Here is an 11,322-nt window from a genome sequence, read left to right on the forward strand (position 1 = left end):
GCGTCCTGGCGCCCGAAAAGGAGCCCCCACATGCTGGCCCCATTGCTCTGTTTGCTTCTGCTGCCGAGTGGAGAGCCGCCGGCGACAACCGATTGGCACATTGAAAAGTACGAGTGGGAAGGCGTCGTCAAAGCCCACCACCCGATCGAGATCGTCAACGATTACGGCGATGTGCGCACGCGTTTGGCCAACGATCAAACCCTCGCGGTGTCGGGCATGATCCAGCGCGCACCCACCGATCCCGACAACATGAAAATCAAAGTGGAACAGACGACCGAGAAGACGGTGATTCGGGTTACCTTTCCCGGTGAGGTGCAAGGCGCCCCCCTGCGGCGGCGAATCGACGTCACGGCGTTCATTCCCAAGCAGTCACCCCTGACGATTCGCACCTATCGCGGTTTGATCGAAGCCAAGGGCCTCGAGAGCGACCTGTTGCTGTCGACGGATCAGGGACGCGTCGTCTTTTCGACGACCGGCACGGCGGAAGTCAGCACCCGGCAAGGTGATGTGAAGGGCTACTTCAAGACGGCCAGCTGGTCCAAACCGCCGCGGTTCACCTCGGTGCTCGGCAACCTGATGCTTCACTTCCCGAAGGCGACCGATGCGGTGGTCGATGTGGCGACGCGCGGCAAGATCACCAGCGACTACACGATGGAACTCAGCTTCGAGGATGCCTCACGGCTGAAGAAGGCCCGGGTGAAACTGGGTTCGGGCAAGGTTCCGGTCACCATCGACGCGGGCCGCGGCAACGTGGAGCTGTTGCGCGGCATTCACTGAGTCGGCGACGTGCGATCGAGGTACGCCTGCCAGGTGGCCTCGATCTGCGCGAGCCGATCGCGGCGTTCGGCGATCGTGGAAACCTGGTCCAGGAGAGGGAAAAGCGCCATTTCTTCGCGTTGCTCGTGGTGCTCGCACAGGTGCTTGAACGTGGTTTCGAAGTCCAGAAGGGCCAAGAGGGCGCGATTCTCGTCGCGGCGCCCGGTGGCCTGGGGCAGGGCTTCCAACTGGGTGGTGGCGCGTGCCAGCAGGCGTCGCAATTTCTCGTGTTCGCCCAGGTAGACGCGGGCGGGCCAGCGCTCCACCTTGCCCGCGCGGGCCATCAACGGCAGCAACAGCCCCTCCTCGTGCTCCATGTGCAGCAGCAGGCCCTCGCGGAACCTGGCCAACGCCGACGAGGCGCCGGGCCAATCGCGATCGAGCAAGGCTTCCTGGTGGCGTAGAAACAGTTCCGCCATTTGGACGTGGATCTCCGCCAGCATCGCGAATTCGGGGGTCGGGTTGGCCTGCTCGCTCATGGGTGACGTTCCGCGTCGCGGGGGACGAAGCTTTCGAAATAGTCGCGGCCGGCATCGCCGCTGAGTGCCGCGGTCTCCGCGATTAGGGTGCGGTCGTCCCCGGCCGCGCCTGGCGATCCGACGTTGTGGCAGGCGCGAATCAGATCGTTTGTGGCCGCATCGATCCGGCGGTGGATGTCGCGATGGTCGAGGATGGCTAGCAGGGTCCAGATCTCGCGGGCCTTTTCCGGAGCCAGGATCTCGTGGGCCAGCAGGGATACGGCCGTTTCCACGATGGTGAGCCATTCGGCACGGGCCATGGGGGCCTCGTCCAGCAGCGTGCGCACGGTGGCGCGATCCTCGGGATCGGCCTCGCGATAGCGTGTCGCCAGCGACCACGCTTGTGCGGTAAAGGCCTGCCATGCCGGCGCGAAACCCTGGTCACCGGCTTCTTCGTTGAAACGTCGGTAGCTTTCCCGGCCCTTGGTGGCGGCCAGTCGCAAGCCGTTCAGGTAGTCGCGGGCTTCAAAGAACCGTTCGCGGCGGGCACGGTCGAAGTCTTGAAACGCCAGGCGATAAGGGCTCACGTCGAGATTGCTCATCGCGAATTCCTTTCGATCCGAATGACGCGTGGACACATCCCGACGGTCGGTGGAACTCGGGACGACGACGCGCGGCCATATCTTAGCCCGAAGCGGGGGTGACGGTCCACCGGCCGCCTCGTTTCGGCGCGATCGAAGGGATGCCGCGTGTGGGAATCTCGCGAAGTTCGGGTGTCCTCTTCTGTGAAATCGGGCGTCGATCCGATGGGTGAAGAAGGTGCGGGGTCATGGATGACGGCGGGTTCTTCGGTGTTCGGCGGCTGCGGATCGAAGGTGTTGGCCTTTCCGCGCCGATGATCGCGCCCAACCTTCTGAACGAACGCGAGAAGGAGTTTCGATGAGTCATTGTCCCAATTGTGGCGCCCAGCGGCAGCGTGAAGCGTTGGAGTGCGCCGCCTGCGGTATTGTCTACGCCAAATTTGCGCGGCGCCGGGAGCGTCCGAGCCCACGATCCGAAGGGATCTTTTCGCCGGAGGATGGTCACGCTCCTGGTCTGCTGCGCCTGATCGGCAACCGCCGCCGATTGTTCATCGAGCAGCAGTTCGTGAGTTGGTGGGAGGTGTTGACCGAGTGGGAAAAGCCCAATCAGTACGCCGTGAGCGGCGAGGACGGCCGCCTGTTGGGCTCCATTCAGGAGCGGCGCAAGGGCATCGGCGGGCTGCTGCAGCGCCTTTTCCTGGGCTCTCATCGTCCCTTGGATGTCGCGGTGATCACGGGTAACCAGGTCGTCCTCGATTTGATGCGCCCGTTTTTCTTCTTTTTCTCCGAGTTGGACGTGGTGACCCCCGAGGGCCGGTTCCTGGGTCGCATTCGTCGCCGCTTCAGCCTGTTGAACCGCCGCTACGACCTGGAAGATGGTGACGGGCACATCTTTGCGGAGATCCGCAGTCCCTTTTTCCGAATTTGGACCTTTACGATTTTCGGGATCGACGGCGAGCGTTTGGGGGTGATTTCCAAGAAGTGGTCGGGTCTGGGCAAGGAGATGTTTTCCGACATCGACAACTTCGTGGTGGACTACGGCGACACGGGATGGAGTTCGTCTCAGCGCGCGGTGATCTTCGCGGCCGCGCTGAGCATCGACTTCGATTTTTTCGAAAACAACCACCAAGATTGAGCCCCAAAACTGTCCACTAAAAACACGAAAAAACACGAAATGGAACCTCTCGGCATCCCCTACTCAGTGATCCGATCGCTTCTACGATGGGTTCCCCGAACACATTCTGTTGTTTATCAGTCGGTTAGCTCCCAGGACAAAAACGTTGCCCAAAAGGCCGACGGGTTTGGCTCCTTTGAGGCGACGCGTCACACGCGGCATTTGATGACTTGTCCACTCATCACGCGGATCCACACGACTACGAACACCATCATTCCGTTCGAGGCCTCTTGCGTTGTTTTTTCTGGAACCGATCACAAATCCACATGACTCATAATAATAAATAGATGTTCATAAGCGATTGGTACTGTTGATTTTAATCTTGTGGTTTGTCCGGCGCACCTGTCCTGTGCCACGCATGGGTCCTGTCTATTCGTGTCATCCGTGTGCATTCGTGGAAAAAATTCTCTATGTCGCGGAATCGTGGGCTCTTCCCGGCATTCTTTCTTCCGTTACCGAAGTGGACGGCGAATCAGGCGTGCGTGGCGTAGATGGCGAGGACGCCGATGGCCAAAAAGAGCGGCCAGGACAGGTGTTTGCCGCGAGACCCGACGACCGAAATGGCGAAGTGGATCAGAAAGGTGCCGCCGACGATGAGCCCGAGCCCCTTCACCGTGACGGGCGGGTGCGCCAAGGCGATCAGGACCGAGGCGAGTCCCAGCCAGGCGACGGTGGTGACGTGCCACGCGAATCGAAGCGTGCGCGCGGTGAACTCGCTGCTGCCGAGGACTTTCGGAAGGTTTTCGCGGCGAAACAGGCGGGTGAGGATATAGCGCTCGCCGAGAATCGAATGCGCCATGCCCACCAAAAGAATGAGGAACGCCGCCAGATAGAGCCCGATCTCCATAATCACCTGGAAACGATCGATCTGTTTGGGTTGCCGCCAGCCTCGATCGGCTGTCGGTGGCTTCGAGTATAGGCCCGGCTTCCCGACCGAGGCAAGATCGGAGTTGGCGCCGAACCACATCGGTTCGATCGCGGATGTGGTTCGATCGGTCCCGGACGGGCGTGCGTGGCGAATGCCGTCCTGGATTCGAAAGGTGGTAACCCTGCGGTCCCAGTCGACTTTGACGAAGTACTGTTTTGAAGAATTTGCCGATATCGCCAAAAATACGGTGTTTTGATGATATCAATAATCCTCTAGAGGGTTTTTTAGTCTTGATTTTCAATGTGACTTTGATTTTTCAAATTGTTGTCGTTGTGGTGGAGGTGGGCTAGAATTTTTGAAATTTCCCGAAATATCACTGCTCGATGGAGGTCTTTCTTTGCCCTGCATGTACTTGCGACCCACAGGCACATCCGTCCTCATCGGCTTTATCGAGATTCCACCCAGCAATATCGATGATTTCGTTCAGTATCTGCACCCTGTCATGACGCGATGGGGTGAGCGATCGATCAGGGAACTGAATTCGGCCGAAGGGGGCTCCGCCGCCCACCACGCTAGAGAAAAGACCAAATTGCATCCTGGAAACGCGAACAACGCCTGTGGTTACGTCGGTATCGGTCCCTGGAATCTCCTGACGCTCACGATGGTGTCCGAAAAGGGTTTGGCCACGAATCTGTCTTTCATCGGCCATGCCCGCGGTCAGAACTACACCCATGCTCACGATTACTCGATCGTGCTCGACCTGCAGGATTCATCCTGGACGGATGAGCTGGGAGGGGCCGTTCGGGATTTTCTCGAGATCACCACGCATGCCGGGCTCACCGATGTCCTGGGGCTCGACCTGTCGAAGGACATCCATCTGCAGTTACTGCGGGACATTCAACCGGGACCGCCGCATCGAAGAAGGCGCGAACCGGTGTTTTATAAACAGGAACCACCAAAGGACTTGCGCTTTCTGGCCGAATATCGGCCGTTTCTTTTGAATCATATCTACAGTGGTTCCGAAAGTATCTATGGCCTTTTGAAAGACGATCCGGCGGCGCGAGAAAAAATATTGTCCGGTAATGAGGCGGTGCATTCCGGGCCCACGGACCTGCCGACGGAAGATGCGCTCCTCGGATTGTACCAACTCAAGTTCGAACCGCTGCTGAAAGTGAAGGACTATCGCCGTCTCAAACTCTTGGTGTTCTTGGCTTCCGCCGTCATTTACAGCGAATACCGAAAAGGTGCAAGTGCCCGGCGGGAAGAGGGTCTACCCACTTTCTTTCGGCCACTCTTCACCGATGGCTTCTTCGATATGTTCTTCTTGGTTCGGGGCAAGCACCTGGCATCGATGGATGCGTTGATGCTTAAAATCAAAACCCTTTCGGTCCATCGAATCGATCATGTGCTTCGGGGTCGGCGCACCCAGGAGGGCCAGGTCGAAGGCATCGATCTCGGGCCCTTGATCGATGAGGAGTTGCGTGCTTTCGTCTCGTCGTTTCCAACGGATGTTCCGATTTTCTCCGTGTCGCATACGACGGCCGGCATTCCCTGTTCCATGATCAAAAAGGCCGAGACGGCGGTGATTGATCGGGTGGAGGCTCTCAAGCGAAGCCACCCAAGATTGATCGAAGCCCCGCGACAAGAGATGTTGGAGATTTACGACGCCTTCGCAGAACATTTCCAGGGCTATGCTTCCAAAGTTCCCATTAAGGATGGAGACGACGATCGCGGCACCATGCGCATTTCGACCATGATGTCGGTGAAAGTGGGCATGCTGTCGCACACCCAGAGCATGATCGAAAAATTCTACGATTTGATATACGGAGATGCGTCCAACGATTCGCCTCCCCGGCTGGCACCACCTCACTTGCTGAATGGTCGCTACGACTTCGAACTGTTTCGCGAAAACGATTTGATGGACATGAACGAGTACGTCAGCCGCCTTCAATTCTTCAAAATATTGATGAACAACCAATCCGGCGCGGACAAGACCTTCCATATGCGAAGCTCCTCTCCGATTTTGGCGCTGAAAACCAAAATCGCCTTTCCCCATCACGACAACCTCTTTTCCATCGAGAGCCGGAACTATTTGTTGAAGCGCGACGTGGAACTCACGTTTTTCTCCCGAGAAAATTTGGAACGTGTCTTTGCGGATTTGGAGGCTTCGATTTCGAAGCTGTCGGAGGACGATAAAGTCACGGTCGATGCCTTTCGGGAGTCGTGGCAGTTTTGGAAAGCGCGACTAGGCAATGGCGCACACCCGAACATGGAATACCAGGCCCACTTTCACACCTTCTTGGAAATGCGCCTGAAGCACCTCGTCTCACCGGAGACGATCGAAATGGTCAACACGGTCTACTGCTCGGTGGAACGGTTTCTGTCCGACCCGCTTCTGTTTTCGTTCTACATCGACGTGTACCACTATTTATCTTACTTCTTCCAAATGATTTGTACGGTGCAGTGCGACTTGGACACGAAAAGCCGTTCCGAGATGGCACTTACGATTCGGGGACCCGAAGAAACGGATGAGCGGATTGACGAGGATTTCGAGAAACCGGAACTCGTGAAGGTGACATACGAGCATTTGAAAGTCACCTATTTCGACCCTGAATCGGAATCGGTCGTCCCTTTGGGCGATTTCAACGGCGTCTATAAAGGCCTCGAAGCCTTTCTGCTGCATTTTTGCGAATTGACTCAAAAAGCGTTCAGCCAGCGTCAATTCGGGAGCTTTCCCAATCACGATCGCAGCTTCTCGCGTTTGATGGACTTGAAGATCACCCATTCGAAAAAGCTCAAGAGTCTCTCGTGGCTCATCCGCGATTTCATGAAAACCCAGCGCGATTGGCTGTTCGAGTCGATGGAGCATTACCTTTCGGAGATCGAACCGGACCAGGGGCACGCCTTGCAAGAGCGACTCGGGGAATGGGAAAGGCCCGGGTTGTCCTACCTTCCTTATTTCAGCAATTCTCCCGAGCTGATTTTGATGCGAACGAGTCGAAGCATTTCGGTCAACGCACGCCACCTCACCTCGTTCGAGAGTCTGTGCATGGTCGCTCATGAAATGGGGCATATCTTCACCGATAGTTTTCGGTTCGAGGATGCCCCTCACACGGCGACCGGCACGCCGAAGGTTCACGGGTTGGAGCGAGATGGTTCCTTCGACACCATTTGGGAGGAATGCTGCTGCGACATGATGGTTTTCCGTACCTGCTTTTCCGTGTTGTCGCCGGCGATTTTAGACCCGCAATTGAAGGGTATCTTCGATCCCGAATGTCCCCGTACCACGTCTTGGCCCGGAGAGCGCGAGTACGACATTTGTGACGACTTCGTCTTGGCCATGTTTTTTCAATTGTTGTTGCATCCCGCGCCGCTTCGCAAACGAGCCATGTTGGACAATGTGCTGCGCCTGGCGCTGGGGCTTTGTGTCACGAAGTATTTCACCCATGAAGACCATGTGTCGGAATGGTCTCTCGACAAGCTCATCGTGGCACTCGTGGATCAGTGGGATCTCTTCGCGGAAACAAAGCTGCGCAGGCTGTTCCGAAAAATCCAAAAACACGAGGATAATCCCATCAAAGACAAGCAATGCTTGAGTTATGGGTTGCTGTTCGAGTGCTCGGAAAACCGCAAGGCGGGCTTGCTGCGAACCGAAGCGACTTTTTTTCGTGATCAACTCGAAAAACGACTGCGTTTTTTGTTCGAAAGTCGAACCCGGTCTTTGCTCTTTACCTATCTCAAATGCCTCTGCCTACCCTGGAATCGATTGCCTTGGGATCAACTGCCTGAACGGGCCCGCTCGGAATATTGCATGCCGCAAACGCTACGGGAACCCACCGATCTGTTTCGCTGGCTGAACGGCCTCACTCCGGATCACGCTCAATTCGACGATGCCTCTTCGTGTTTCGCCGCGGTGCTGCAGCTTTCCGGAATGATCAACTTCGGTTTTTCCCAAGCCCTGAAGAAAGAGGAATACAAGTTCCCCTATGGCTATCCCGGCCATCGATACCACCAGGAACAACAGCAATTGTGTCGCACGCGGCGCTTGTTGAATACGCTGCTCTATCGAGGTGCGACGGCATCCATACGCGAAGAATTGGCACGAAGAGGTGCTTGGCTCGACGAAGAACTTTCCTGACGCGAGATCGCCGCGCGCGGCCGCACAGGGGTCTTTCGGGGCTGGTCAGGGTCGAGACCGTTCGGGAATCTCCAGGGCTAGGGTTTCGGTGACCTCCGTGTCGAACTCCGTGGGCCACAGGTTCGGGAAGGCGTGCCCGAGTCGCGTGACGTGCCGATCGAGTTCCCGCTTGTACGTGAGGACTTCCGAGGAGGACGTTTCCGGAGTTCTCGCTTGATATGCCAAGTGGATCGCCCGCAGATAGGCATAGAGTTCCACCGAATCGAAGCTCTGGGTTTCCAGGAAGCCGGGCATCCAGTCGCGGATGTGCTCCAGATAGACTTCCAGAAACGCTTCCGTGGAGGGCTCTCGGCACAAAACGTCCAGGGAAAATTTGAGGGTGAGGAAGCGCAGGAGGTGTGGATCTTCCAGGAACAGTCCCGTCATGACTTCCGACGTATCGCGGGCCAACGAGAGCATTTGTTTGGTTGCCTCTTTCGGTTCCCGAGGTATGCGAACGAAAGCTTCGAGGTGGGGCGCCGTCGCGAGCAGGTGGAGCTTGCGACAGAAACTGTAGACTTCGTCGCAGAGGCTGGCGAGAGAGGGGGTGTTGCGCAGGTAATCGGAAAACGTTCGCAGCCGGTCGATCCAGTATTGAATGTCGCGTTGCCGCCGTTCCGAAGTGGGCTGAGTCAGCAATCTCCTCAAATGGTTGAAATAGGGATCGATCGATTTTTTGAAAACGAGTTTCCCTTCGTGGGAATTCAGGAGATCCGGGGAGAACAGGTGACAGGAGGGCCGGTATTTCAATGGCTGCTGGAGCCCTGAACGCTCGAGTGTCTTGCCTTCGAAAAAATCGTCCAGGTAACGTTGCGGCGTTTCGTGTCCGTCTACGGTGGTACGCGTTTCCACCTCGCTTTCTTCGTTCAACTTCTTCAGCAGGAAACGCGTGTACGCCACGATGTTGCTGAGCCGTTCGCCCCGTGTGAAGTGGCCGATGAAGCGGTTCAGGAGGACGTCGTTGTCGATGTGCTCCGTGACGAAGTCGCGCGAGGGTCGATGGTGGGTCAGCTCCGCCAGGAAGTCCGGCGCCAGGCGCAGCAATCCCTCGCGTAGGAGAAAGTGGAAAAAGCACTTTTGGTTTTCCTCGCTCAGGGGTAGGGCGTTGCAGGTATGAATGGCACTGTTGACCAGTCGAATGGCCGCCCGCGGATTCCCGAAACTGGCCTGGCGAATCCATTCGGCGCATGTGTCCAGGAGTTTGGGATCGGTGGTTTGGATCCGGGCCCGCGTGTGGGTCGCCCGGGTCTTGAGCAGGCCGTCGATGAATTGGTTCATGCCGAAATGGGCCTTGGGTACCACGATGCTTTGCTGGACCAGCTTGTCGATGTAGCGGTCCACCGAGAATCCCGCGATGCCGTATTCGTCGAGGTAGAGTTTCTTCAGTTAATCGTCGAAGAGCCGTTTGTTGAGGGCCAGGATGATGATGGTATTGGGGAGGTCGAGTATGAGCTTGATCTGTTCCAGTAGCTTGATCGCGCGAGCGGGTGTGCAGCGATCGAGATCGTCGACGAACACCACCAGTTTGACTTTTTTCGATTGCTGCATGGCTTGGGACAGCTTGCGAAAGCTGGTCGCGAAGGGCATTTGATCGGTGAACCTCGCATTGAGCTGCGCCTCCCTGTCGATCGCTTTCCCCAAATCGGTTTCCAGTTTGACCTTTCCGGTCCCCGGCAGGTTGATTTCCAGGCTGGGTTTGGTGCCGTATATCAATCCTTTGAATCCGTTGCGAATCGCTTTTCCCACCACGCGGCGCTTGGTCTCGATGCGGTCTTGAATCGTTTCGAGGAGATGGAGAATCGGGCTTTCGCGATCTTCGCTGCGCCACGCGTTGAAGCGAACCCAGACGATTCCGCTCGCCATCGTTTCCAGGTGACTGCCGATCAGATTGCAAAACGTGGTTTTCCCCGAGCCCCAATCGCCGAAGACGCCCAGGGTGAAGGCCCCCCGGGTTTGCTGCAATTGATGGGCGATCTTTGCGGCGCGGTCGGTGAAATTGAATTCGGTCTTTCCGTAGGCGGGCTCCTGGAAATCGAGTGCCTCGGGGGACAACTCTTCCGCGATGAAGGGATCGACCGGAGATGATCCGCTCTGGACGGCAGTCACGTGCCACCTCGAATGTGTTTTTGATTCGGCTTGAACAAACCCAGGCTCCCGACTGGGCTTGTCGAAACCGAATGGAAGAGGTCGCCGGAGGGGATGGTTCCCTTCCGGCATGGTACCTCAATACAAGACGACCGCGGCGGGATCCATCTTTTTCGTGCCGGCGACTACTTCAAATATTACCTTGGTTTTAATAGGTTTACCCGGATGTTCCTGTTTCATGGCTTGTTCTTGTTCCAAGATCATCAAATGGGTTCTCAAGGCGTCGATCACCAGTTGCTTTTTGGTGTAGCCCAGCTCCTTGCCGATTCGATCCACGTCCTCCGCGAGTCGAAGCGGAATTTGAACGTTGATGGCCCGCGTGTTGGGCATTTCTTTTTTTTCAGTCATCTCACCCAGAGACCTCCTTTTGCAATAGTTCGGTTTGTTTGTCAGTGTGTCCGGCGAATGAAAGGGAGTGCGAAAGATGGGTGCCGGAAAGGGAAAAGAGGGGCACAAGCCGTTGGCGGACGACCGGCCCGCACAGATTCTCTTCGGCAAAGAAGAGATGATGCGTGAAAATGGCCCTTTCACCGACCGGGCCCGATGCGCCCCTCCGGTATGCCCGGACGGTGCCCGCCGTGGACCCACGGGGAAGGAAAGCCGGGGTCGCATGCCAGGAATTCCGCCGGGGGCCGGCGCTGTGGCATCAGGTTGCCGTGCGATGGTGGACCTCCTGAACGAGAAAACGTATTCGGACCGCCTTTGGGAGAGATCGCTGACGGTCGGAAGGGGAGGATCGGATCGGGCATGATTGGATGTATCGCTTTTGGGTTAGTTTACCAAAAACACAGGATACAAGCCATGTATTCTGCATGTTTTGTAGTTATATGCAACAGAGAATGTAGTTTATTACTTCGTTTTATGTAGTAGAAATTTGTTTGGGGTGGTGGCTTGGCTCTTTTTATCATGAATTAATTTATTTGCTTTGAGTGATTTATATGAAATCGATTCCTGGTGGATCGATGTGTTGGGCGATGTGATCGGTTTCGGGTGCTCGGGAGAGGAAGGCCAAGACGCGTCGGGTGTTTCGTTCCGCTGTCCAGGGATCGAGGCCTGATCCCCTGTAGATTAAGGCGCGGTTGCTTTCCCAATGAGGCATTCAC

9 protein-coding genes are annotated in these 11,322 nt (G+C 56.6%); 3 read left to right on the forward strand and 6 right to left on the reverse strand.

Annotation, left to right across the window (positions count from 1 at the left end; translation table 11 throughout):
- Positions 1-30: 30 nt before the first annotated feature.
- Positions 31-777, forward strand: a complete 747-nt coding sequence (locus J3U87_RS05405) for a DUF4097 family beta strand repeat-containing protein (RefSeq protein ID WP_237382012.1) — start codon at positions 31-33, stop codon at positions 775-777.
- On the opposite strand, the gene J3U87_RS05410 is transcribed toward J3U87_RS05405, so the two are convergent.
- Together J3U87_RS05410 and J3U87_RS05415 are read right to left on the reverse strand one after the other, a co-directional pair.
- Positions 771-1,295, reverse strand: coding sequence for a hemerythrin domain-containing protein (locus J3U87_RS05410; protein WP_237382013.1), 525 nt, complete (start codon positions 1,293-1,295; stop codon positions 771-773). The genes J3U87_RS05405 and J3U87_RS05410 overlap by 7 nt on opposite strands.
- Positions 1,292-1,876: a hypothetical protein gene (locus J3U87_RS05415; RefSeq protein ID WP_237382014.1), complete on the reverse strand. Its 585-nt coding sequence runs from the start codon at positions 1,874-1,876 to the stop codon at positions 1,292-1,294. The genes J3U87_RS05410 and J3U87_RS05415 overlap by 4 nt, the downstream gene beginning before the upstream one ends.
- 337 nt (positions 1,877-2,213) lie before the next feature.
- Between J3U87_RS05415 and J3U87_RS05420 the strand changes: the two genes are divergently transcribed.
- Complete coding sequence (locus J3U87_RS05420; RefSeq protein WP_237382015.1) at positions 2,214-2,990, forward strand: phospholipid scramblase-related protein; 777 nt, start codon at positions 2,214-2,216, stop codon at positions 2,988-2,990.
- 511 nt (positions 2,991-3,501) lie between these two features.
- On the opposite strand, the gene J3U87_RS05425 is transcribed toward J3U87_RS05420, so the two are convergent.
- Positions 3,502-3,876, reverse strand: coding sequence for a hypothetical protein (locus J3U87_RS05425; protein ID WP_420038284.1), 375 nt, complete (start codon positions 3,874-3,876; stop codon positions 3,502-3,504).
- Between the two features lie 418 nt (positions 3,877-4,294).
- Between J3U87_RS05425 and J3U87_RS05430 the strand changes: the two genes are divergently transcribed.
- Positions 4,295-8,035, forward strand: coding sequence for a hypothetical protein (locus tag J3U87_RS05430; RefSeq protein ID WP_237382017.1), 3,741 nt, complete (start codon positions 4,295-4,297; stop codon positions 8,033-8,035).
- 45 nt (positions 8,036-8,080) lie between these two features.
- Here J3U87_RS05430 and J3U87_RS05435 read toward each other — a convergent pair whose 3' ends face one another.
- The 3 genes from J3U87_RS05435 to J3U87_RS05445 all read right to left on the reverse strand — a co-directional run bounded on the left by J3U87_RS05435 (position 8,081) and on the right by J3U87_RS05445 (position 10,567).
- Entirely contained in the window at positions 8,081-9,415 is a 1,335-nt protein-coding gene (locus tag J3U87_RS05435) for a hypothetical protein (protein WP_237382018.1), read from the reverse strand.
- Positions 9,416-9,460: 45 nt separating this feature from the next.
- Complete coding sequence (locus J3U87_RS05440) at positions 9,461-10,180, reverse strand: KAP family P-loop NTPase fold protein (protein WP_237382019.1); 720 nt, start codon at positions 10,178-10,180, stop codon at positions 9,461-9,463.
- A 117-nt stretch (positions 10,181-10,297) separates the two neighbouring features.
- Positions 10,298-10,567 (reverse strand): hypothetical protein, encoded by a 270-nt coding sequence (locus J3U87_RS05445; protein ID WP_237382020.1) that lies wholly within the window; start codon positions 10,565-10,567, stop codon positions 10,298-10,300.
- Positions 10,568-11,322 lie beyond the last annotated feature (755 nt).

Origin of the sequence: Sulfidibacter corallicola (genome assembly GCF_017498545.1) — a bacterium.
Lineage (GTDB): Bacteria > Acidobacteriota > Holophagae > Acanthopleuribacterales > Acanthopleuribacteraceae > Sulfidibacter > Sulfidibacter corallicola.